This is a genomic window from Pseudomonadota bacterium, from assembly GCA_027620075.1.
Taxonomy (GTDB): domain Bacteria; phylum Pseudomonadota; class Alphaproteobacteria; order Rickettsiales; family UBA6187; genus 1-14-0-20-39-49.
This window is the reverse complement of sequence record JAQCEY010000003.1, coordinates 25,419-50,592: the sequence shown is the minus strand read 5'-3', so window position 1 is coordinate 50,592 and position 25,174 is coordinate 25,419. Positions and strand designations below refer to the sequence as shown.

Annotated in this window: 20 protein-coding genes; 9 read left to right on the top strand and 11 right to left on the bottom strand. The window is 39.6% G+C overall.

Annotated elements, in window-relative coordinates; all coding sequences use genetic code 11:
- Nucleotides 1–6: 6 nt before the first annotated feature.
- Entirely contained in the window at nt 7–1,179 is a 1,173-nt protein-coding gene (locus O2942_05720; GenBank protein ID MDA0781747.1) for a DUF2066 domain-containing protein, read from the bottom strand.
- A gap of 78 nt (nt 1,180–1,257) precedes the next feature.
- Here O2942_05720 and purM point away from each other — a divergent pair, with 78 nt between their 5' ends.
- A complete protein-coding gene (purM, locus tag O2942_05715; protein ID MDA0781746.1) occupies nt 1,258–2,307 on the top strand; it encodes a phosphoribosylformylglycinamidine cyclo-ligase in 1,050 nt (349 codons plus the stop codon).
- 47 nt (nt 2,308–2,354) lie between these two features.
- Here the strand turns inward: purM and O2942_05710 are convergent, their stop codons facing one another.
- From O2942_05710 to recJ, 4 genes are all read right to left on the bottom strand, one after another.
- The gene (locus O2942_05710; GenBank protein MDA0781745.1) at nt 2,355–2,960 is read right to left on the bottom strand and encodes an ABC transporter substrate-binding protein; all 606 of its coding nucleotides are present in this window, start codon (nt 2,958–2,960) and stop codon (nt 2,355–2,357) included.
- Nucleotides 2,961–3,159: 199 nt separating this feature from the next.
- Nucleotides 3,160–3,885 (bottom strand): VacJ family lipoprotein, encoded by a 726-nt coding sequence (locus O2942_05705; GenBank protein MDA0781744.1) that lies wholly within the window; start codon nt 3,883–3,885, stop codon nt 3,160–3,162.
- 484 nt (nt 3,886–4,369) lie between these two features.
- Nucleotides 4,370–5,203, bottom strand: coding sequence for a pantoate--beta-alanine ligase (gene panC / locus O2942_05700; GenBank protein ID MDA0781743.1), 834 nt, complete (start codon nt 5,201–5,203; stop codon nt 4,370–4,372).
- A 128-nt stretch (nt 5,204–5,331) separates the two neighbouring features.
- On the bottom strand, nt 5,332–7,122 hold the full coding sequence (gene recJ, locus O2942_05695) for a single-stranded-DNA-specific exonuclease RecJ (GenBank protein ID MDA0781742.1): 1,791 nt from the start codon (nt 7,120–7,122) through the stop codon (nt 5,332–5,334).
- A gap of 255 nt (nt 7,123–7,377) precedes the next feature.
- Between recJ and O2942_05690 the strand changes: the two genes are divergently transcribed.
- Complete coding sequence (locus O2942_05690; GenBank protein MDA0781741.1) at nt 7,378–8,052, top strand: hypothetical protein; 675 nt, start codon at nt 7,378–7,380, stop codon at nt 8,050–8,052.
- A gap of 3 nt (nt 8,053–8,055) precedes the next feature.
- Here O2942_05690 and O2942_05685 read toward each other — a convergent pair whose 3' ends face one another.
- Nucleotides 8,056–8,775 carry a DNA/RNA non-specific endonuclease gene (locus O2942_05685; GenBank protein MDA0781740.1) on the bottom strand — a complete coding sequence of 240 codons (720 nt, stop codon included), beginning with the start codon at nt 8,773–8,775 and terminating at the stop codon, nt 8,056–8,058.
- A 299-nt stretch (nt 8,776–9,074) separates the two neighbouring features.
- Between O2942_05685 and O2942_05680 the strand changes: the two genes are divergently transcribed.
- Both O2942_05680 and O2942_05675 read left to right on the top strand, forming a co-directional pair.
- Nucleotides 9,075–10,859, top strand: a complete 1,785-nt coding sequence (locus O2942_05680) for a BamA/TamA family outer membrane protein (GenBank protein MDA0781739.1) — start codon at nt 9,075–9,077, stop codon at nt 10,857–10,859.
- 59 nt (nt 10,860–10,918) lie between these two features.
- Nucleotides 10,919–13,669 carry a translocation/assembly module TamB domain-containing protein gene (locus O2942_05675; protein ID MDA0781738.1) on the top strand — a complete coding sequence of 917 codons (2,751 nt, stop codon included), beginning with the start codon at nt 10,919–10,921 and terminating at the stop codon, nt 13,667–13,669.
- A gap of 11 nt (nt 13,670–13,680) precedes the next feature.
- Here O2942_05675 and O2942_05670 read toward each other — a convergent pair whose 3' ends face one another.
- From O2942_05670 to O2942_05655, 4 genes are all read right to left on the bottom strand, one after another.
- Complete coding sequence (locus O2942_05670; protein ID MDA0781737.1) at nt 13,681–14,073, bottom strand: hypothetical protein; 393 nt, start codon at nt 14,071–14,073, stop codon at nt 13,681–13,683.
- A gap of 68 nt (nt 14,074–14,141) precedes the next feature.
- Complete coding sequence (locus tag O2942_05665; protein ID MDA0781736.1) at nt 14,142–14,942, bottom strand: hypothetical protein; 801 nt, start codon at nt 14,940–14,942, stop codon at nt 14,142–14,144.
- A 31-nt stretch (nt 14,943–14,973) separates the two neighbouring features.
- Nucleotides 14,974–15,816, bottom strand: a complete 843-nt coding sequence (locus O2942_05660; GenBank protein MDA0781735.1) for a transcriptional regulator — start codon at nt 15,814–15,816, stop codon at nt 14,974–14,976.
- A 33-nt stretch (nt 15,817–15,849) separates the two neighbouring features.
- Nucleotides 15,850–16,155 carry a hypothetical protein gene (locus O2942_05655; protein ID MDA0781734.1) on the bottom strand — a complete coding sequence of 102 codons (306 nt, stop codon included), beginning with the start codon at nt 16,153–16,155 and terminating at the stop codon, nt 15,850–15,852.
- Nucleotides 16,156–16,375: 220 nt separating this feature from the next.
- On the opposite strand from O2942_05655, the gene O2942_05650 reads away from it, so the two are divergent.
- From O2942_05650 to speB, 5 genes are all read left to right on the top strand, one after another.
- Nucleotides 16,376–19,534 carry a hypothetical protein gene (locus O2942_05650; GenBank protein ID MDA0781733.1) on the top strand — a complete coding sequence of 1,053 codons (3,159 nt, stop codon included), beginning with the start codon at nt 16,376–16,378 and terminating at the stop codon, nt 19,532–19,534.
- Nucleotides 19,535–19,718: 184 nt separating this feature from the next.
- Nucleotides 19,719–20,912: a type III PLP-dependent enzyme gene (locus O2942_05645; protein MDA0781732.1), complete on the top strand. Its 1,194-nt coding sequence runs from the start codon at nt 19,719–19,721 to the stop codon at nt 20,910–20,912.
- 71 nt (nt 20,913–20,983) lie between these two features.
- Complete coding sequence (locus O2942_05640) at nt 20,984–22,033, top strand: deoxyhypusine synthase (protein MDA0781731.1); 1,050 nt, start codon at nt 20,984–20,986, stop codon at nt 22,031–22,033.
- 230 nt (nt 22,034–22,263) lie between these two features.
- Complete coding sequence (locus O2942_05635; GenBank protein MDA0781730.1) at nt 22,264–23,499, top strand: DUF1704 domain-containing protein; 1,236 nt, start codon at nt 22,264–22,266, stop codon at nt 23,497–23,499.
- 171 nt (nt 23,500–23,670) lie between these two features.
- Nucleotides 23,671–24,582, top strand: a complete 912-nt coding sequence (gene speB, locus O2942_05630) for an agmatinase (GenBank protein MDA0781729.1) — start codon at nt 23,671–23,673, stop codon at nt 24,580–24,582.
- Nucleotides 24,583–24,594: 12 nt separating this feature from the next.
- Here speB and O2942_05625 read toward each other — a convergent pair whose 3' ends face one another.
- A complete protein-coding gene (locus tag O2942_05625; GenBank protein MDA0781728.1) occupies nt 24,595–25,131 on the bottom strand; it encodes an RDD family protein in 537 nt (178 codons plus the stop codon).
- Between the last annotated feature and the right edge of the window lie 43 nt (nt 25,132–25,174).

Sequence of the window (25,174 nt, the reverse complement as noted above, 5' to 3'; positions counted from 1 at the left end):
CCTTAATTATTTAATGCCGAATTTGCCGTCAGAATTCATAATATAGCCTTCATAGCTTGCAGGTTCAAACCATGACGGCATAGAATCCTGCTTTCTCAAGAAAAGACCGTTTGAACGCTTTTCAAGGAACATTCCGTTTTGTGCCAGATTGACTATGAATTTCTCATATCCCTCCTGAAAGAACAGGTCTAAAGATATAAATTCCACCGTAATATATTTAGTATTTATCTTATTAATAAAGCTAAAGCTTTTTAGTCGGTTATAAGTTTCGTTCCAGTCATTTAGGTCTTTTACCGGAACATTGATATTTATCTCGGCTTTTGACTGACGTATTTGTTCCTGCTCATCTTTCCATTTTCTTTCTATATTCGATATTATGCTAGAGGCAGCTTTCGCCATTACCTGATTCACATTCTCATTTTCAGCTTTTCCGTAGAATTTTTGCGATTTTTTTTGCGGCTCATCTTCACTTATATAAGACGTTTCCACTTCAATACCGATAGTTCCGTTATATTCGCTAGGAAAAGCCTTTGCCAGCATCACTTTGTCCACATTATACTTATTGATAAGGAACTTTATCTTTTCCCTTTCATTAAAACTAAGAGGCAAATCGTTTTCCATAAGGCTTGAGATATTGACGGCAGATATATCGCCAAGGTCGCCTTCGGGTATTATGAAATTAGCAAAACTGCTATCTTCGAGGGCTTCTTTCCACGCAGCCTGCCAGTAGTTACTGCGATCCCAGATAACGCCTTCTCCATTTGTTATTAAAAGCGGTATAAGAAGCACCGGATCTGCTTTTGTTCCCGTATAAGAAACTCCTGCTTCCTGTAATAATTTTTCTACGAACACTTCATTGAAAGATATGTTTATGACCGCTTCGTAGTGGGTTGAAGTCACTTTTTCCTTATCTATATCTATTCCCTGTACCAGTTCGGATATCTCCTCCTTGTCCGGTTCGGGCCAAATGTTCTGCGTATAGTCGGGCGTGATGCGCTTCAGCAACTCTTTAAATGCCTGAGCCTGTGCCACATCAATAGCATTATTTTTGGCCTCTTTTGCATTTTCGCCCTTACCGCTGACTTTCAGATTATTAATGGTAAATATCCCTGCCGCATTAGCTAAACCGGAGAATAAACACAAAATAAAAGTTATTATTAGTACAAAATTATTACGCATAGCTTATTGTTACTTGTAAATTCTTTAAAAACGTATATTTTTTGTACACTAATTTTTATTGATGTCCAAGAATTTATTATGAATAACAGATATAAAGATGCAGGCGTAGATATAGATGCCGGCAACCGTTTGGTAGATAAGATAAAACCGCTGGCAAAATCCACCTCAAGAATAGGTGCTGATGCCGACCTTGGCGGCTTTGGCGGATTATTCGATTTAGCCGCCTGTAAGTATGATGACCCCGTTCTGGTTTCCGCAAATGACGGAGTAGGCACAAAACTGAAAATCGCCTTTGAGGTAAATAAACATGACACCATCGGGATAGATTTAGTTGCTATGTGCGTGAACGATCTGGTAGTACAGGGAGCCGAGCCGTTATTTTTTCTTGATTATTTTGCAACCGGAAAATTAAGCAATGATGTAGCCTATGATGTAATAAAAGGCATAGCCGATGGCTGCAAGCTTGCTAACGCCGCCCTGATAGGTGGTGAAACTGCCGAAATGCCCGGAATGTATGCCGAAGGTCATTACGATTTGGCAGGTTTTGCCGTGGGTGCGGTAGAACGCAAAAATATATTGCCTAAAGGCGATATAAAAGAGGGTGATGTCATATTAGGTCTGGCATCTAGCGGAATACATTCTAACGGTTATTCACTGGTCAGGCATATTATTGATAATAACGGACTTGATTATTCAAGCCCCGCCCCGTTTGATGATAGTAAAACATTAGGTGAGGTATTCCTTACGCCTACAAAAATATATATAAAGTCATGCTTGGAAGCTATCAGGACTGACAAAGTCAAGGCACTTGCCCATATTACCGGCGGTGGTTTTACCGAGAATATTCCTCGTGTCCTTTCCGATGATATTGCGGTGAATATTGATTGTTCTGCTTGGACTATGCCTTGTGTTTTCAAGTTCCTTGCTAACTTAGGAGAGATTACGGCAGAAGAGATGTTAAAAACATTCAATTGCGGCATCGGAATGATTATAGTTGTCGGCAAGAATGATTCGTCACAAATTAAATCCATATTAGAAGAATCAGGTGAAACTGTTTTTGAGATAGGAAATATTATAAAACGTGAAGAAAAAGCCGTTGTTTATAGCGACATAGAAAAGTTATTATAATTTTTCAATCTCTTATTTAGGAATATAAAAATAAGCAGTATTATCGTTTAATTAGAATTTTCCTTACCGGTTTTCTGATCCAGTTTTTTGATAAGGAAGTCGACATTCTTTCTCGAAACTATAGAACCGAACTCAGAACGGTGGGTAGTTATAAGGCTTATGCCTTCGGCTACTACGTCAAATATTTTATAATCGGAGTCAGTGTTTTTCCTAACCTTATAGTCAACTCTATATGCATTACCGTTAGCAGAAACTATCTCGGTTTTTACTATATACTCATTTTCATATTCTTTTTCAGAACTGAGGAATTTTAATTTTTCATCGGTATAGGTCTTAAATTCAGGAACGTATGTTTGAAGCAGATATTTATGATAAAGCTTTTTATATTCATTTTGTTTTTCTTCGGACATATCGCGCCAATATTGACCCATAACGAATTTAGCTATCCAAGCCGTATCAACAGACTTTTCAAAAAGTTCTATTAATTTTTGTTCCTTATCATCAACGGATAGTTCGGTAGATTTAGCTGTTTCAATAGTCGTATCACCCAATTCCTTTACGAATTTTTGGGCTCCCTCAACATCGGCATACGCAACATTAGCTATAAAAGTGATAACTAATGTTATCAAAAATCTAGAACGAAAAATATTCATAAGCTTCTTTATAATATATATTATTGATTAAAACCATAACACAACTGCGATATTTTTTACAGTTAATTCATTTTAATAATAGGAGAGTGTTCGATAATATAACACGCACATACAAGCAAAACCCGAACCACTCGTTATTAAAAAGAATTGTTTTACAAGTGCTTTTATATGGTTAAATTATATTTTTGCAAGGAAAATGTTACTTTTTAAGAGCCGAACTTTTACCGTTCCTAATCTCATCATTACGTTTTTGGGTGTAAAGGCTTCTTATGGTAGCATATGGGTCAAGGGAAGACTCCTCAATATCATCAAGCAGACCTAAAAGCTCAACTCTGGTGTCCAGACCTTCTAAAAGGTTACGTCCGGCTATTCCGTACTCATCTACCGTGTAGTTATACGGATCCATGAAAGAATCACCGACACTACCGAAAAGATCCCTTGTATTTGAAGGACCTATGATAGGCAGCATAAGGTAAGGACCGTTTCCTACGCCATATTTTCCGAAAGTCTGCCCCAGATCCTCTCCCCTATGCTCAAGACCGCCATGCTTTGCAACATCGAACAGACCTGCAATACCGACAGTGGAGTTAATTGCAAATCGCCAGAAAGTGGTGAATGTATTTTCCGCATCAGCTTGTAATATTGAATTTGCGAATGTTACAGGCTCCGTAAGATTCTGCAATACGTTGCTTATTCCTTTCCGTCCGACTTCCGGCACTACTTTTTTATAGGCTTTTGCAACAGGCTCTATAATTATCTTATCAAGGAACATATTAAAGCCGTATATTACCCTGTTCACCGATTCCAGAGGATCGGAAATTTTTGAATCCTCAGTTGTTTGATAGGCATATGATGATTGCGGTGAAACACATATCAGGAAGGATACAACTAACGTTAAGACAATTGCAACATTTCTAAAATACATTTTATATAACTCCAACAAAATTTATTCAATATTTGAAAATTCTACCACCCCCTTATTAACAAAAAGTTAACATCTTAAAGGTTTGTCTTTGATGCAGATTCTCAAATATTACTAATCCCTATGCAACAACTTATTAATTCCGGTTATGTATAAAGTTTTAATTTGTCTATCATTGTCATTCCACGAATTTGTTTAGTAAAACAAATTATAGTTGAATCCACATTTAAAAAAGTTAGGAAACTTTTTTAATATCGAAAAGTTTTCCTAAACTTTTCGAATTGGATCCCATGATAAAAAATTTTACTAAATTTTTTTCATAGGATGACAAAGATGAGTAAATTAAATTCAAAGTTACTACACACTCATACTATATATAATAAATTGCCCATATGATATATAGATTAATGCACCATAAATGAGTACGCATAATTTACCAATCGGACAATTTAAGGTTTTTATAATGAGCAATGTTGCCATTTTGCAACTATACTATCTGAATATTATCTATCAGCCTTACCTCGTCCAAATATACCGCTGCCAGAAGTCTTGCGGGCAGGGAGTCGGTTTTTAACAGTGTTTGTGGATTCCTGATTTCAAGGTAATCAACTTTTGTAAAGCCTGCCTTTTGCAATTCCTCCTTTCCCCAATATAACGCCTTTTCAAAAGAGCTGCCTTTTTTTATATTGTTGGCTACTTCATTCATTATCCTATATAAATTAGCTGCCAGTTCCCTTTTTTCATCAGATAAGTACCTATTGCGTGACGACATGGCAAGACCGTTTTTTTCCCTGACAATATCTGCACCGATTACTTTTACAGCTATGTCAAAAGCCGCAACCAACTTGCGTATAACATGTAGCTGCTGGTAATCTTTCTGTCCGAATACGGCTATATCAGGCTGCACCTGCATGAATAATTTATTTACCACCAATGCAACACCATCGAAAAAATGCGGTCTGGTAACGCCTTCGAGTTCTTTTGCTATTTGCCCTACCGATATTTTTATGTCAAACCCTTGAGGGTACATCTCCTCCTTGCTCGGCAGATAAACTATGTCTACATTTTTTGTTTGAAGCTTTTTTTTGTCATCTTCTATCGTGCGCGGATATTTATCAAAATCCTCACCTTCGGCAAACTGTGTAGGATTTACGAATATACTTACAACTACGATATCTGCGCTTTGCTTTGCGATATCCACCAATGACAAATGCCCTTCATGTAACGCCCCCATTGTAGGTACAAAACCTATTTTTTTACCCTCCTTACGGAATCGAGCTACAACATTACGCAAATCCGATTTAGTAACGACCGATAACATACTTTTAAAACTTATTATAATTAGGCAATGACTTGGTTAAATTTTATGTCATGGTGAACTTGTTTCAGCGTCTATTAGCATTAAACGAAAAGATACTGAAATAAATTATACTTACCGAACACTCCCGACTAAACGGCAACATCATCTATCAACAATTCAACAGTGTCAACCCCACGCCAGCTATTTAGCTTCACCCTTGCCGCAACAGATACCGTTTTCCCCCTGTTGTCAAGCAATGCCTTACCCAGAGGCGTTTCAAGGCTGCGGAAAGCCATACCTTTTATGGTCTTACCCATATTGCCGGCATGATCCGTACCGAACACGCATTTTATGTGGTCTGCACCGACAATATCGGCATATATAATATAAAGGTCATTAAATATAAAGCGTGGCTCGGGGTTTGACGTACCGAAAGGTTCCACCTTTTTTATGAGGTCGGTAAGCTCGGTCGTGGCCGAGTCAATGCTTAAGAAACCATCTGCCTTAATTTGTTTTACGGCACATTCATCAATATTTTCTTCGAATCTTTTACAGAGGAACTCATACATAGCGTCTATTTTGCCCTCCTCAACTGTGAAGCCTGCCGCCATTGCATGCCCCCCGCCGGTGACAAGCAATCCCGCCTGATTGGCAGCGACTATTGCCGAGCCGAAATCAATACCGCTTACAGAGCGTGCAGATGCTTTTCCCAACCCTTCATTAATTGATATAATAGCACTTGGTCGGTTGAACCTTTCCGTAATACGGCTGGATACTATGCCGACAACTCCCGGATGCCACCCCTCCCCTATTGCAAACAGAACGGGTCTATCTGTACCTTTTTGCTCTATCTGGGCAACTGCACTTTCCAGCACCATGCTTTCGATAGCACGTCTTTCCATGTTAAAATTATCAAGTTTCATGGATATATCGTATGCTTCGTCAACATCTTCGGTAGACAAGAGCCTTGCCCCCAAGTCGGACTGACCTACCCTGCCCCCTGCGTTTATCCTCGGCCCCATCATAAATCCCAAATGATAGGTGCTTGGGCAATCATCTACTTTAGCGATATCGGCAAGTGCCGCAAGCCCGCAATTATGCCTGTTACGCATTACCTTTAGCCCTTGTGAAACAAAAGCTCTGTTAACACCTTTTAAAGGTACGACATCACAAACCGTCCCCAGTGCCACGATATCCAGCAGGTTAAGCAGGTCGGGAGCTTTCCTTTTTTGGAACCAACCACGCTCACGCAATATTTTATTAACGGCAACGATAAGAAGAAAACATACCCCGACTGCGGCGAGGTGTTTTTGATCCGATGTTTCATCAAGGCGGTTAGGGTTTACTACTGCGACAGCTTCAGGAAGTGTTTCCGAGCTTAGATGGTGGTCGATTACTATAACTTCAAGCCCCGCCTCTTTTGCCGCTGCCAGCGGCTCAAACGACATAGTGCCGCAATCTACCGTAACACACACATCTACACCATGTTCTTTTAAATATAAAAGAGCATCGGTATTAGGACCATATCCCTCTTTTATGCGGTCGGGGATATATATTATCGGTTCGTTGCCTATTTCACGAAAATATCTTTTCAAAAGCGATGAAGACGTAGCACCGTCGACATCATAATCGCCATATACGGCTATTTCCTCTCCTTTTTCAACTGCGTCTGCCAGACGGTTAGCAGCCTTTTCCATATCCAGAAGGTGGAACGGATCGGGCATTAGGAATTTTAATGTGGGGTTCAAAAAAGACTCAACCTCATTTAGACCTACACCACGAACATAAAGCATTCTTGCCAGTATTTCGGGTATTTCTAATTTTTGCGAGATAGCCAGAACCTGCCGCTCATCACATGCCCTTAATTTCCAAACCGCCCCTTTTACCGAATGATACTCTCTTAACTCCGTTTCTTTTACAATACCTTTTGCTTCTAACATACCTTAATTTTTTCACTATTGATTTTTTATGTTTTAATAATTCTTACCATAAATATTATGTAAAGAATGGTAAAGCACTTTTAAGAATGATTGCGGTTTTATATTTAATTCCATAATCGCAAAAACATGCCTTGTTGATATTTAATCAGGTTGCAAATACTTCACTGATAATTTTTTATTTTACAAGTCGCTGTATTATTTCTAGTAATATATGCTACCGAATCATTTTTATAAAAACAAAAATACGTAATTTAAATGGTTAATTTCCAGTTGGCACAGTCACATAACAAAACGCAAATATTATCGGCTAATAAAGTTGTATCAGGTGCTCTTATAGTTGCAGGCACTTTAATGGTGGGCAAGGCAAAGATTGACAGGCATAATGAGTTAAACAGAAAAATGCCTTTTTTTGAAGCTGTAAATGAAGAGTTAAAAAAATTTGCACAAGAAACTCAAATGAAAATGATACGTGAACAGATGTATAAGGAAATAAAAGAGAATGTTAATAAGCATTCAAAATCATTGATGGGTTTTATGACCGGCTTTAGCTTACTGACCGTCGGGGTTTCTATAGCTTTTGCAAACTCTGAAAAATCTCCTGTGGTGGAGGAAGCCAAAAACAATATAAAGGGTGCTGTTGAGATAGGGGCGTTAACATATGCATTAGGCTTCGCACTTGGTGTTGCAGGCACGGGTATTTATAGCATGGCAACAAATAAAAATATCAATGCCGATACAATTTCAGGAGCGGTTAAAAACGGTCATATGGTCGGTAGCGGGACTGCCATAATGGGTTTGTATATAGGTTCACAAAAGGGATTTAAGAACGGCATAGACGTTTTAAGCACTAACGCACTTGCAAATAATGAATTAACACAAACTGAAAAAATACTAAACGGAAGACGTGGCAAAAGAGAGCGAGTAATTTAATATTCACCCCCAATAGGCACGTACTTTTTTCTTTTCGCTATCTATATTTTTACCTTCCAGATTACTCCATAGCTTAATACCGGCATATTGCTCGACTCTGATGGTTGGAACCGCATATTCCCCAATCGGTTTATCGGCTTCTTTATTCGGTATAATGAACGACCACATTTTTAGTTTTCCTCTGTCGTCCTCGGTCAGTATCGATTTAAAATATGAATTGGGTATCGGCAGGCTTACTCCGTTATCATCAAGCGAGCCTATTGTGTTGACAGCGTTTCTAAAATCAAATACCGGACCACAGATAACATATGTTTCATATATTTTCGGGTTGGAATCAAGCTCTCTTACCGCCTCTTCGAGTTCACGCCATATACCTCTGTTGAATTTAGGTTCCTGCGGCGACATATTGGAAAGCAGGAATGTCTCGCTATTTTGCACGGCCGTTTCTATCTGGTTGGCACTTGCTATCAGATGCCCCCTGTCATAACCTGAATTTTGATAATCTACCAAATCGGCACGGAACATTTCCGGTATTCTGTAATCGGGGCGAAAGGAATCTATTCTTTTTACATCGGTCTTATCGGGGTCTACAATTTCCAATGCCCATTTTGCCTGACGGAAATAATATGAATATCCTAATACATAATGACGGTTGAATATAACCTGATCTGCGGCAGGCATGCCGTAACGTACCTCTCTTCTTATGCTTGTTACATCTACCACTTTAAACGTCCTCCCGACTTATTTATAGATTTTCACCATGAACTTATTTCAAAGTCTTGTGTAATTTAATATATAATTACTAGTTACATATAATTTGCACAGTTGTCACTTATGAAATTATTAAATGTAAAATTCTTGAATATCGACTACTAACCACTATTCAATAAGATTTTTTGCATTGCTAACTAAACACAATTTCGACTCCTGCCGAGTACTCCATCTAAAACTATTGTTGTTAAGCCGTATAAAGAATAAGATTGCCTTAAAAATTATTTAACAAGTGAAGTTATTTACGGTTTATGACAATTGATAAAGCACGCAACTTTATATTTATCACACTATTTGTGGTATCTATGTTTGCCTTTCAAAAAGCAACGGCAATCGACCTGCCCTTATTGGGCGGTAAACCGAAATTTAATATCGAGTTTAGCGGCAACTCATACGAGGGATTGTTAAAACCTTTAATCGAGAACGTGCTGAAGAAAAACCACTTTGATAGGAAGAATGCCGACTTTGAGCTTTCAATCAACAAATCCGCACGTATCGACAAGGAAGCGATAGAAAAACTTTTGAGATCGGAGGGTTTTTACTCAGCTAAAATTAAATATGAGATAATTGAAGATGAGGCGTATTTCAATATTGAGCCTGATGAACCTTACCTGATAAAAAGTGCGTCCATTGAATCTTTTCTTGAGAATCTTCCTTCAGTTGAAGGTATGGAATTAAAAAAAGGAGAAAGGTTCAGGGCGGAGGGTTTATTGAACGCCATATCTTCTATAAAAAAACATATCGAAAAACATAATTGCCTGTGGGAGATATCTGTTGATTATGACGCTACAATAAACCACTCGGATAAAGAAGCACAGATAGTTATTAATGTTGAGGGAAGCAATGTCGCTGATTTCGGCTACATATCATTTGAAGGCAACAACACTATAAAAGAATCATATATGCTACCGAAAATCGGTTTTAAAGAAGGCGGTTGTTTTAAACGCTCGGAAATTGAGAAAGCACGCCTTAACCTGTTTGAGACGGGTCTTATAAGCGGTGTGGAAACTACTTTGCAAAAAAATAGTGATAATTCTGTTGATGTAAAATTCGATATAACAGAACGCAAGCATAAAACGGTAAAGCTGGGCGGCGGTGTAAGTTCAGATGAGGGGGTTATTTTATCAGCGGGTTGGGAGCATAGGAATATTTTCGGTAAGGCATGGAAATTACAGTCTGACGCTAAAATATCCGAACTATACCGCACGGCAAATACGGAGCTTTTTATACCGTCATTTTTATCGCCGAAACAAACCCTTAATTTAAGTGCGGAAGTATCGGAGGAGAATCTTGAGGCGTTCAACTCCATAGGAGCATCAATATCCGCAAGATTGGAACGAAAAATAAGCAAACACCTTACCGGTTCAATAGGTAGCAGATTGAATATCACACAGGTAGATGAAGACGGTAACGGACAGGAAGAGACTTTCGGGCTGTTATCCTTCCCGCTGGCTTTTACCTATGACAGGCGTGATAATATACTTGATCCCAAAAAGGGCTGGTCGGTCAATGCCGAGATAGCACCCTTCATCGATACCTTCGACACGGGAACAGGATTTGTAAAAACAACAGTCGGTGCAAGTGCCTATCACACATTTGAGCGTGCTAAATTCAAACCGACATTTGCATTAAGGGGTGCGGTTGGCTCTATAAACGGACAAAACACTGACGACATACCTATCGCCGAGAGGTTCTTTGCCGGAGGCGGCGGCTCGGTGCGTGGATATGCCTTTCAGAAGCTAGGTCCTCTTGATGTTGATATTCCCACAGGCGGACGCTCCTTTACCGAGATGTCGTTTGAGAGTAGGTTAAGGTTCACTCCAAAATGGGGAGGAGTTATGTTTTTGGACGCAGGTAACGCCTATGATGATATAACTCCCGACCTTGATGAAGGTGTAAGATGGGCATATGGTGCGGGTGTCAGGTACTATACCGATTTTGCACCGTTACGCTTTGATATGGCGTTCCCTTTAGAACGCAGAGAAGGTATAGATGACAGCTTTCAATTTTATATTAGCATCGGGCAGGCATTTTGAGGGTAATAGGCAAGTCTTTTAAAATATTATTATATATCTCCATATTTGTGGTTTTGATAGTGACGGGAGCTGTATCCGCTATCGTTTACAACAATAACGCCCGCACATGGATAGCTGTTAAAGCTACAACCCTTGTTGAAAGCAGAACCGACTTCGAGTTTAAAATCGAAGGAGTTGAATCCTCCGACATTGATAAATGGAAATTCCGTAATATTGAAATATATAAAAACAGTAAGCTTTTGCTCAAAGGCAAAGAATTAAGCCTAAGTTTTAGTGTTTTTAAATTGCTTGATAAAGATGTCTATATAAAGAATTTCAGTGCCGATTTACTGGAGTTATACATACAAAGTAATCCGCCCCCTAAAAAAACCGAAGCTAAAAAAGTAAAATTCGTACTACCGAAATTATACCCTGTAAAAGTCGATAATATCGAGGTTAGGGAACTTATCCTACATTACAATACAATCAAAAAATATAGCTACTCGTTAAAGGGCAAACTATCGGCGTTCAGTCCGGACACGCCTTTTTATGCCGATATAGATATCGCATCACTTGATAAAAAAGGCTTGTCGGCAAGTATAAAGACAAAATTATCCGATAGTCAAAACGTTATTATCACTGCCGATATCCGAGAAGAAAAAGGCGGGCTTATAGGTAATAGCCTTTATGTGCCTGAAGAAAACACAGTGGATATAAAATTAACGGCAAATATAACAAAGGAACAGGAGCTTTATAACGTTACCGTAGATAGCCTTAGCTTTCCGTTTCAGGATAAGCAATTACAGGTTAACGCAAAACTTACCGTAGACAGCCGTCAGGCAACCGTTTTTATAAATGAGGCGGCTATAGATATTGAGGGCAGTAAACAGGTTATAAGCGGCATTGTTAATAATAAGGAAATTTCAATAAACGCCAAGCTTGAGAAATTACCTTTATCACCGTTTCAGCTATGGATACAAAAACCCGATATAAAAGGCTCTGTAACAGGAAGCATGTCGGTCGGCGGTTTGATAGACAGGCTTAGTTTTCATAGCGACCTTTCATTTGACGGTAAATATACTACCCTGCCTTTAAAGTCACATATTGTAGCTCACGGTAATATTGACGAGGTGATAATTGATGATTTCAAATTGAGTACCAGCAATGAGGAATATATAAGTTTAAAAGGCAAATACTCAAAAGCACAGTTCGATATCAAAATAAAGGCTGTTGCACTGCCAACCCGTATTATGGGTGCAATGGGTATTAACATAAAAGCAGGCAAGATAACTGCAGACCTTGGGCTGAAAGGCTCTGCCAAAATGCCTTTGATAAACGGCAATGTAAATTTTATTACCGATGTTACGGATAACAAAAAAATCATACCGATAACACTTAAGGCAGATATTCTGACCGAACAGAACATACTGAACGCACAAATAGATGTTATCAAAGAAAATTCGGTGATAAGCAATGCAAAATTGAGCATACCGCTTGCTACCTACCTTAACCTTAAAAACAACCATAACCTTCCGCTTGATGCTTCGGTTTCATCAGACTTTGACCTGAAATATATCCGGCTTTTATTAGATCAGGAAATACATGACATAAGGGGGTTGTGTAAAATTGACGTAAAGCTTTCGGGGAATCTCAAACAGCCTATTATAAACGGCTCTTTAAAACTTTCAAAAGGATATTACGAGAATAAATCCAGCGGAACCGAACTGCATAATATCAACTTAGACCTTGCTGCCGACAATACAAAATTCAGAATAATAGAAGCAAGCACCACCGATGGGGGAGAAGGCAAAATAGCCATAACCGGAACTATTGATTGGTCAGGCAGTGCGGTTAATGAAGTAGATATAGAGCTTAAAGCTGATTCTGCAAAAATACTGCGTCGCAATGATATGGAAGGCTCTGCAAGCGGTAATTTGAAATTAACAGGCTCTTTCAAGGAACTTTTGCTATCGGGAATACTTGATGTAACGCCGTTTTCACTAATACTTGATAACCTTACGACAAATAATATTCCGGAAGTTAAAATAACACGGGAATATAACGGCGAAGTAAAAACAACCGATGATGATAACAGCATTGTCCGAAAGCTTCCTAAGATAAATATGGATGTAACTATTATTGCCGATAATCAGGCATATTTGAGGGGACGTGGCGTAAATGCAGAATTAAAAGGCAAGATAAATATTATAGGAACACTTAATAAGGCAAAATATAGCGGTCACTTTACTACGGTAAGGGGCAGTTATGAAATACTGGGCAAAAAATTCGTTTTACAAAACGGCAGTGTCAGGTTTGAGGGTAACAGTTTTTCATTGCTGATACCGGGAGTATATAAAGGCAAAGAAGTAGAGGTTACTGCAAGGCTTACAGGTAATTTGGAAGATTTAAGCCTTAGCCTTTCTTCAGTACCTTCAATGCCGCAGGACGAGATAGTCTCTAACCTGCTGTTCGGCAAATCCTCAGGTTCGATAACTCCGTTGCAGGCAATCAGGCTTGCCAATGAGCTACAAAAATTAAAGAACGGAGGCAGAAGCCTGTTTAACCCGCTGGAAGAAACACGCAAGCTGATAGGTGTTGATAACATATCGGTAGATTCCGAGCAGACAGATGACGGGCAGGAAATAAGCGTAGGTGTCGGAAAATATATCAATGAGAAAGTATATATAGAGATAGAAAAAGGTAACAATCCGTCACAGCCCATGAAGGGCAGTGTTGAGATAGAGGTTCTGCCCAACCTGAGTGTTGAAAGCAGTACCGGAGGCAGTTCTGGAGTAGGCGGCGTTAAACTGCAATGGAAGCATGATTATTAAAAAATGGCAAATTATTGTGCGTGGAAAATATGCGTGTCCTGATTATAAGACGGTATCTCTACATTATTATATGTAGGTCCGCTTATACTTTTTAGGTTTACCTCGGCAATCTGGTTACCGGTATTGATTTGCGAAGCGTTTACAACAACATGGCTTCCCGGCTGCGTTTGGATAACAATAGAGTTACCGTAACTGGAGGCAAGATTTGATTTTGTCAGTGAATTTATCCTGTTAAAATTAGAATCAAGGCTTGAAGGTGAATTTGTAGCGTCCTGAGTTTTTACCCAGTCCTCTATGTCCCTGCCTTTTTGGAAACCGATACCCCTATCCAGCTCGAAATCCCTTGCGTAAAGGCTTCCAAGAGGAATAAGTGAGATAATTATTAACAGACGTAGTATTGTCATAAATTTCCTATATAAAAATCATAGAGGATACAGGAGGGGCATTTGCCCCACCTATATCTTAGTAGTAATTAGTTACCTACATTAACTCTGGAAATCTGAAGGTTGTTACCTACAGCAGTTACATTGATAGGGTCTCTCATACCGTTAACTTCAATATCAGCTACAGCAGTGATGTCAGCACAGTTATGCTGAGCGATTGAAGATATGATAAAACCGTCTTCAGCACTTACGTTGTTACCGATAGCAGACACGTTGATATCAATGTCAGCTTGAGTAAGAGCTTGTTGACCGTTAAATACGGCATCAAGAGAAGCAGTAACATTATGCCCCGTATTGTTCTGAGATATATCAAGGATAGAGTTACCGTTACCGTCGCTGATGTTAGCATTGTTCGCAACAGCAGTAACGTCAAGGTCGATACTCTCGATCTCTACAAGGTGATTTAGTTCGAAATCAGCATAAGCGGTTACGTCAGCGGAGTTGTCCTGAGCAGCTTCAACAGCGCTATCGCCGTCTAGCTCTATATCGGCACTGTTTGCAATTGATGCAACCTGAGACGAAAAGTCACCGGCTATCCATTGACCTTTATAGTTAAGGTCGGAATAGATGTTACCTATGTTAGTCTGGCTGAACTCAACAACATTCTGAACGCTTGTAGGAACATCAACGCTTACCTCGGCATTACCTGTTACGGTTATACCGGATATATCAATTCCGCCCAGACCTTCAATGTTAACAACTTTGTCATCATTTATTTCTAGGTTAAGCCCGCAAATCTCGCCGTCCGGGCATGAATATGCAACGTTTGAAGCAAACATTGATACAAAGGCGGCAGTAGCAAGAAGTCCGGTTTTTCTAACTTTTTTCATTATATACTCCTTAAGTTAATGTTAATAAAAGTTAATTATTCCGAGGCACAGTCAGGTTGTAACAATATGCACGGGGAATTTGGTACAGGTCGTTAAGCAGATCATAGACCGCCAGCTCCGATATAGCTCTTACGGCAAGCTGCATCGGCTCAAGCGAACGCTCTCCGATTCCTATATCTAAAAGCTTGTCATCAAAGAATTCGAAGACTCCTGCTTGTACTTCACGACCGATAATTTGTTTTTGATAGCTTACAGTGGACATAATCTTCAATGTCTCTGTTTCTACGATACGAAAATCCATAGCTACGTTCATTACGTAATAACGCATACCGCCTGAGGCAAAGTCAAAAAGAGCGTTAACGTCATTTGAGCGTATATTATAGTTAAGTTCGGTTATACCGCCCATTATGGCATATTTACTTCCCACAATCGAACCGGCGAGAATAGGCTGGAATGCTCTTTCATCGCCTTCGATACTATTCTTTATAAGTTTGTTATCCTTCATTTTCAGTTCGAACTCATTGACGGAAGTGTCGTACCTTTCAACCTGCGGCACGCCTGCCTTTGAAAGTGCCGAGATAACCATAAGAGTAGCTCCCTGCGTAAGCCTGCGACCTGTTTCAATGTCATCTTTTCCCGTATAATCGAGAACTTTCCCTACCGTCATTACATCGGGGATTATATTTTTCTGCTCCATCTGATGTGCCAGACATTTCAGCGTATCGGTATAAATAGTAGTATTATCCGTTACCCTGCTCTGCCCGATAGGTTTTGCGTAATTGTCCGTAGGTGTCCAGTAGTTACCGAAATAGCCGCTGCACCCGCTAAGTAGCAATGCAGATAGGCACGAAGTTATTTTTAAAAGTTTAGACATTTATTGATAGTGCTCCCGTCATGAAATAGTAACCTACTTAGGCAGTTCAACATTCTGATAAAACGGCGTGCGTGTAGTCTGCGTGCCGTTATCATGCTGTTGAATGTTCAGGATTACGGTACTCCATGGGGCAACTTCAAGTTGCAGTGAATTTCCATCTATTTTTGAATTAGGGGAAATAACTACTTTTCTTCCCAATAGATCTCTTTGTAAGTTACCTTCTTTTTCAAAATCCCTTACCACGTTCCTTTGCCGTCCGCCGTCCAATCGCCCCTCACGGTTCATAGCCGCAGCGAACTGCGGTAATAACGCAATCAAAATAAGCAATACCGGTCTCATAACATAATTCATGTTAAATATTTTTACCAAATGTTAACCAAAAAGTTGGCGACACATATCTAACACGTTATTAAGAACAACGCAAGGTTAATTTATTAATTTTTAATATGAACTTATTAAAAATATAAGACTATTGTTGAATTTATTTTTTTTTAATATAAAAATCTGCAAAACTATAAAAATACGTTAATAATTTAATTTTGGGTATATGGTTAGTATTATGCAGCGGATAAATAATGACGACAAAAAAACGTTAGACGGAATATTAACCAGATTACAAGATGATGCACCGAATTTATTTGATTATGAGGCTGTGGGATTATTTCAACAGGCTTTATCTTCTTCTGCCGAGGAAGAAGTAGATCTTGATATATCCCTTAACAAATACGGCGAGTCGCTTTTACATATAGCCGCCACATCGGACAGGAAGACTAAAGATGATATAGATTTTCTGATATCAAAAGCGGGATTTTCTCCCGATAGAAGGAACAATTTGGGTTTTACGCCGTTAGATAACGCTTTGGAAGCATATGCGACCGAACTTGAAAATACCGACAAAGACAAGAAAGATAAAGTAGAACACTCGGTAGCAGATACATTGATTGCACGATCATCGCTTGAAACACTTAAGAAACCAAGCAATGAGAATAACACCGTATTCCATATATTAAGCGAAATACCTTCTGCCGACCCGAAACTTTATAAAACTGCTATGGACAGGCTGGAAGGTGTAAGCGAAGAAGAGCGGATAGGCATATTGAACAGCAATAACCCGAAGAATCAAACAATTCTTGACAGGCTTATGCTACAGGATAATACGGAAGCAATTGATATTATCTATAGTTCGCTTTCCGATAAAGAAAAGCCGGAATTTCTAATAAAAGGAGTAAATTCAGAACTCTTCGGGAATTTTAATGAAGATACATATAAATTCTATATAGAAAAATATAAGCAGGCGGCAGATTATCAGGTACGTTATAGCGAAATACCGACGAAAGATACGAAAGTCACCTTTGAACCTGAAGAGGCAAAAGCGTTGGCAAACGTTTTACAAAGAAGCCTTGAACCGAATAAAAACAATCCGAATTACGGCAGTGAAGAAAAAGTACGGACTCTGATATCCGAGCTTAGGCAAACCGACTCTCTGCATGACGGCGTTAACCAAACGTTAGGGCATGAAATATCCGGTACTACGTTACTTAACCTGACCATAGGAATGCATGACAAAAAGTCTTTTGACATTTTAAGTAAATATGGAGCTGATTTTAATAACAGAGAATTAAATCAGGCAAAGGTGCTTCCTATTGAATTGGCAATAGATGCACATGCACGTTCCCGCTTGGGAAGCGACAGACAAAAATACAAAAAAGACTCTAAGGCGATTTTAGAAGAAACGATAGCAAAATCAACTCCCGACTCGCTGATAAATCCACGAGTAGCACTGGACACCAACCCTACACAATATTCAAACGGTGCGGTTATATACCGTCCGCAATTTATCTTTACCGGCTCGGCATTAAATTTAGTTGCGGAACAGGAAAAGGATTCCGTACTTCCTGAATTTGTCACTAAAATTATTGATAAAGTAAATGAATCGGGAAAAATCAAACGAATAGCGGAATTTATAGCTCTCGTGGATTTTGAAAGAAATTCTCCTTTGCACTCTGCCGCTGCCAACGGCTCAAAGGATATATTAAGGGAGATACTTAATTATAAGGATCTGACACCTTCCGACAAGGTATCTCTTATGTTGCAACCCAACAAAAACGCTGAAACCCCTGTTGATAAGGCTAGTAATAACCCGGAAATCCTTAAATTCTTTGAGCAACAGTTGAAAATAAACAAGAGGTTGCTCGAAAAAGAGCCGGTTGCAAAAGTAGCTCACAAAAATGAAGAATCTAACGAGAAGCATTCTAAAAAGAAGAAAAAGAATCCAAAACATAAATCTAGCCTTAAACAGGTTGTTGAAAACAAAGAACCTGAAATATCGGTACCTGTTTTTGCCGTTACAACCGAACCGGATTTGGAAGACCTTGTAGCACAGGTTTATAATTTATTCAAAAAGACCGATAAAGACAAGTTCCCCAAAAAGGAGTTTGACAGGCAAAAAGAAAATATCCGTAAATATATAATTGAAAAAGAGGACGGCAATTTCCAAGCTCTTGATGAAGCCCTTGATGAGGAACATATCTATGGCGGAAAAAGTTACCGTGATAAAATAAAGGAGGAACTGGGGAAATTCTCTGACAAGAAAAAGGCTCAAAAAGCAAGTGACTGGGCTGACGGAAAAAGCGGAAGACCCGACCCTTCATTAAAGAAGGAAGCTTTAGATGAGCCGGACTTTGTTCAAAGTGCCGCAACCTCAACAGAAAAAGAGTTTTCGGATTATACGCCTCAACAATCTAAAGATACGGACGACAAATCTCTTGCAAGTGCAAATAATACCGATATTTCAGTTCGGTTTGATAGTCTTTCTATACAAAGTGAGGAAAAAAGACCTGCCTCATTGAGGGAAGAAAGCCAACCTGCTCAAAAAGAAGATTTTGAAAAGAAAGTTCCGTTTATTGAAGTGTCGGTAGATACGGAGAAGAAAGATTCCATGTCAACCCTAACCCCTCAACAATACGACGCTCAACAGGAAAATGAAAAGAAATTCGTTGTAAATACGCAACGCTCCGCTTTTAAAGCAATAACTCCGGCTCAAAATATAAATGATATCCCTGATACTGCTTATGCGGAAACAATCGAACAATCTCCGCCTCAGCCTCAATATTACGCTCCTGCAAATGACGGTTATGCAAGCAATTTCCCTTTGCCGCAAATACCAAATCCACAACAGCAATATGTTGCATATCCCCAAGCAGCTTACGGGGCTTATTATCAGGAGCAACCGCAGCAAGCATACGGTTATGTCCCTCCGGACGGATATTACACGCAACCTCAACAGATGGGATTTGTAACGGCACAATATCCTTTAGATGCCTATATGCAAACTCAGATGCCTCCGCAATACGCATTTCCTCAGCAGGCTTATTATCAAGAAGCAGCACCGCAGGATAACGGCTATTACGGTTATAATGAACAGCAATATTACCAACAACAATACGTGCAGTTTAATCCGTATCCTGCCGAATATGCAACTATGCCCGCAGCTTATACGCCGCCACAGCCTCCTGTTATCGACAATGCAACAAGAATAGCGGAATTGCAGGCTAATAGGATAGCCATGCAAAAAGCTCAGGCGGCAATAGATGAAGAGATAAATCGCATAAGCGGCGATAGCCGGTCTTCAGGTTCGGTTAGACAAATAGTTCGGGAAGGGGCGAAAAGTGCCGTTGAACATGTTGAAAAAAGAACCTTCACACGAGGAAGGACGTAAGCTCAATAATAGTTGATTTGGCATTACCTAAAAAATTTTATATTTTTTGAATATTTTAATTGCTTTTTTCCGTTATGGTTATATAAGGAACATCTTTTTTAATTTTGAAGGCCAGTGGGCACGGTGTTATCGCGGCAATGGCGGATAATTATTGTGGTTAACTCCTTAATTGTCTGAGGTTGTTATGATGCATGAGCTCAAAACAATAAAAGAAATTTCTGACGATTTATCCGATAAAGCTACGTTTGTTTTTCGCCCGGATGCTTTGGCTAAGTCTGTAAATTTCTTTAAAAATAATTTCAAAGCCGAATTATTGTATGCGGTAAAGACCAATCCCGAAAGGCATGTACTTGAACAGCTTGTCGCACAGGGGATAAATTCTTTTGACGTTGCGTCCATAGAAGAGATAAAGCTGGTACGCAGCATATCTTCCGATGCAAAATTATATTTCATGCACCCTATAAAACCGCGTTATGCGATAAAAGAAGCATATTTTGATTATGGTGTCCGGAACTTTTCACTCGATAGTGAAGCCGAGTTAAACAAAATATTGAATGAAACAGGCAATGCTAAAGATTTGAGCCTTCATGTAAGGCTATCCATACCTAATAATTTTGCCGAGCTTTCGCTATCGGAAAAATTCGGTGTAAACTTGCAGGACGCACCTGAGCTTTTGAAGAAAATCCGTAAACATGCCGATAAAATGGGTATATGTTTTCATGTAGGCTCGCAGTGTATGCACCCTGACGCTTACCGCATTGCCATAAGAATGGCTGCACAGGTTGTACGCCAGTCCGGTATAAAACTTGAATATTTCAATGTAGGCGGCGGTTTCCCTTCCGTTTATCCGGGAATGACACCTCCTGATATGAAGGAATATTTTGAAGCAATACATGATGAGTTAGAAGAAATAAAAGATGTGGGTGATGTAAGGCTTCTGGCAGAGCCAGGGCGTGCTATCGTTGCCGAGTCCGCCTCTTTGATAGTCAGAGTTGATATGAGAAAAGGAAATAAGCTTTATATTAATGACGGCACATACGGAAGCCTATTTGATGCGGGCTTTTTAGGGTTTATTTTTCCTGTCAGGCTGATATGTGACGAAAGAATATACTCAAGTGACTTGCTTCCTTTCAGTTTTTACGGCCCTACCTGTGATTCGCTTGATTATATGAAAGGACCTTTTTATTTGCCTAACGATACTGACGAAGGCGATATGATAGAGATAGGTCAAATGGGGGCGTACGGACGCACTATGAACACGGGTTTTAACGGCTTTGCTCCGGAAGAGCAGGTTAGATATGTAAGCGACCTGCCGTTAATGACAATGTATTCCGATGAACATTGCTCTGACGAACAGTTGGAAATTATAGCGGCATAGGGAGTTTAATGTCGTACCGAACTAATTTGGTATGACAAATTAGCTGCCTGTTATTTTAAGGAGATACAAAAATGACACAACAAAATACAAAACAAAACAACGATGCTAAGGCAAAGTTACTCAGCCGTGAAGTTAAGCATATTGATATAACTTCATTTGATGCACGTCCTATAATCGACAGCATGGATAATATGTCTTTCACGTCACGTGACCTTGCTCGTGCTGCACAAATATTCAATAATATGCAGAAAGACAAAAGCTGTTCGGTAATTCTTACTCTTGCAGGTTCTACTTCCGCAGGTGGCTGCATGAAGCTTTATACCGACCTTGTAAAATATAATATGGTAGATGCCATAGTTGCAACCGGTGCTTCAATTGTTGATATGGATTTTTTTGAGGCTTTGGGTTTCAAACATTATCAGGGTAGCCAGTTTGAGGACGATAAAAATTTACGTGACCTGTATATTGACCGTATATATGACACATATATTGACGAAGAAGACTTGCAAAGCTGTGATAATACTATTTACCAGATAGCTAATTCTCTGGAAAAACGCCCATATAGCTCGCGTGAGTTTATTTATGAAATGGGAAAATGGCTGGCTGAAGGCAATGCAAAAAAGAAAGATTCGCTTGTTCAGCTTTGCTATGAGAAGAACGTGCCTATTTTCTGTCCTGCTTTCACCGATTCATCGGCAGGTTTCGGTCTGGTAAAACATCAGGTTGATAATCCTGAAAAGCACATGACTATTGATTCTATCCGTGATTTCCGTGAACTGACCGATATAAAGATAAAGGCAGGCACTACGGGCTTATTGATGATAGGCGGCGGCGTTCCTAAGAACTTCGTGCAAGATACGGTTGTATGTGCCGAGGTGCTGGGTATTGAGGCTGAAATGCATAAATACGCTATCCAGATAACCGTTGCCGATGTGCGTGACGGTGCTTGCTCCAGTTCTACATTGAAAGAGGCGTGTTCATGGGGTAAGGTAGATACCGCATATGAACAGATGGTATATGCAGAAGCTACTTCCGTAATGCCGTTGCTTGCAAGTGACGCTTATCACAGAGGGTACTGGAAAGACAGGGAGCCGAAGGAGTATTCTAAACTATTTGTATAGTTTAATTTCCTGTCATTTTATGGTTTTGAGTACTAGTCTATGTCGTTTAACTTTATAATTACATATATAAACGTCATCCTATGGCTTGACCATAGGATTCAAGAAATATAATAATGCATGCACTTTGTGCATACTTCTTTTTTTCTTAGATTCCAAATCAAGTTTGGAATGACATAAATTAAAGGTTGTAGTGCAATTTGTAAAATATATTTAACGGATACTCATAAACGATGAACAAAATAGAAGAAAAAGTCCGTAAATTAGATGATGAGCTGGTAAGTATTATCAAGGACTTTTTCTTACTTAACCCTATCAGTTGGTCAAAATCAGCGATGAGGGGTTTTATATCAAACTATGATAAGGGTAACTTAGCATTACCTAAAATAGTATATCAGAAGCCTGACTATAAGAACAAGATATCCGTACTAAAAAAATATATTACAAGTCTTGGACAAGACCATTCTCCGGCAATATCATTTTTAAGGGAAACAGCCGAAAGCTACCTTGATGCTTACATGATACTGCAAGGTGTAGGCACTCCCGATGTTACCGAGTTTTCCCGAAAATTATACGGCAGTCCGCAAGACCCCCTAACAGGCTATAAACGCAGGAGCATAGGCATAGCCAAATATTTCCTGAGGGTTGCTGACGAATATAAGAACATGGTAGAGAACGACCCTCTTATATATACGGCAGGTCAGTTCAGGAAAGAACTTAGCAAGCTGATAAAGCAAAATATCTGCCAGACTACAGACCCTATAGAGGTGAAGGTCGATAACGAAATAGTGGCAAGGGCAGCAGCAGGACCTGATTATGTAAAGATAAGGAAAAGTGCGATGTTCTCAAGGAACGATCTTGAGCAGCTTTTTTATCATGAAGTGATGGTTCACACACTTACATATATAAACGGTCGTAAACAGCCTGTTTTAAAGACGCTCGGATATAATGCCCCACGCACTACAGCCACACAGGAGGGTATTGCCGTTTACGCCGAGTATATAAACCTGTCAATCGAGCTTGGCAGACTAAAGAGAATTGCACTGCGTATCATCGCGATAGACATGGCTGAAAAAGGAGCGGATTTCATAGACCTGTTCAAGTTCTATAAAAAACACGGACAAGATGTTGAAGAAAGCTATTATTCTGCGATGCGTATTTTCAGGGGCGGTCAGCCACAGGGTGGAATAATCTTCTATAAAGATAATGTTTATTTGCGAGGACTTATAGAGGTAGGCTCATTTTTAAAGCGTGCCATGCATCAGGGGACTTTGCACGACATAGACCTGTTATTTTGCGGTAAGCTTACCACAGATGATGTGACCAAGTTAAAACCGCTTTCCGATAAAGGGTTTATTGCCGACCCTACCTATGTTCCCGCATGGGCTCGCAAGAGCAGTGAGCTTGCCGCACATCTGGCATTTAATGATTTAACGGAAAGATTTAAGATACGGGACGAGAAGATATAGTGTTTTAACTTTTTAAGAGTTAGAATTGTCATCCCCGACTTGTTCGGGGATCCGGATAAGTTTAAATGAGATCCCCCTATAATTTTCTACGAAAATTCACAGGGATGACAGCGTTGTTGAAAAGTGTAAATACTATAAATTCGTCCATGAAAAATAAAGGAAACATAACAGATGAAAATAATAGAACCGGAACAGGCGTTCTTAGGATTAGAGAAAGAAGACGCAGTATCATATGAGAACGCAAAGGCGGTAATAATACCGTTCGGGTTGGAAGCATCGGTAAGTTATGGCGGCGGCACTTCAAAAGGCCCTCAGGCTATGATAGATGCCAGCCATGAAGTCGAGCTATTTGACGAGCATCTTTGGTGTGAGCCTTATAGAGATATCGGCATTGTTACCGTTGAAGAACCGGCAATAGATAAAGACCTGCCCAAAGCTCTGGGACAATTGGAAAGTTTAGTGCAAAAAGTAATTGATGACGGAAAGTTCCCGTTCGTATTTGGCGGTGAGCATTCTATCACTGCGGGAGCCATACGCCCGTATGTACGCAAATATGATGACCTTGTCATATTACATTTTGATGCACATGCCGATTTGCGTGATGGCTATGACGGCGAACATTACAGCCACGCATCTGCCCTACGCCGTTGTTTAGATGATGACAAGGTAAAAAATAAAGGTGAGCATCTGACCCTTGTATCATGCGGTATCAGAAATATCTCGGCAGGTGAAATACCTTTTTTAGAAGCCAACCGCAACCGTATCCATATTTACTGGGCAAAGGATAAACGCAACTGGGATATTGACGAGATAATCTCGCATGTAAAAGGAAAGAACGTATATCTTACATTTGACGTGGACGGATTTGACGGTAGCCTGATGCCTGCTACAGGCACTCCCGAACCGGGTGGGCTGTTCTGGGAAGATGCGTTAAATATAATAACAAAAGCCGCAAGCGTCAGTAATATAGTTGGTGCGGACATAAACGAACTTGCCCCGATAGAAGGCTGGCACGCCTGCGATTTTCTGGCTGCAAAACTGGCTTATAAAATATTGGGCTTGGCACTTTGTAAAAAATCATAACCTAATGACAATTTAACTTTCTGTTTCATTTTCGTTTTCTTTAGCAGACTTATCAATAATCACAACAGTTCGTGCTATTTTATCATGAAAACCCTGTTTGCGTTTGTCAAAATAAATCCATATAAAGCCTAAAAGACACGGAACTACGGAAGCGATATAAGCGAAAAAGCGTACTATGGATTGCACAACCCCTATTTTTTGATGGGTTTTGGCATCGACTATCTTCATTTTAAAAAGTATTTTCCCCGGAGTGCCTCCTTTGTAGATCCAGAAAAAGATTATAACAAAAAAAGCCAGAGAGAATTCAAGTATGTTAGCACTTAAATTTTCCATGAGCATTTGAGTGTATAGTTCCAGAGCCTGTGTCGGCGTGACATCGGTAGCCGGAATGATTATATTGCCCGTCTTACAGATATCGGCAAACTTACATGCCGCAGCCAAAAACGGATAGAATACTATGGCACTTAAAATCGTATCTATAACGCTTGCCAGCATACGGTATGTAAATGACGCATATTTAATCTCTTTGGATTTTCTTGATGGGGGCATTATAACTTTCCGGCATTTTATTTATTTATGAAACTACCCCTTA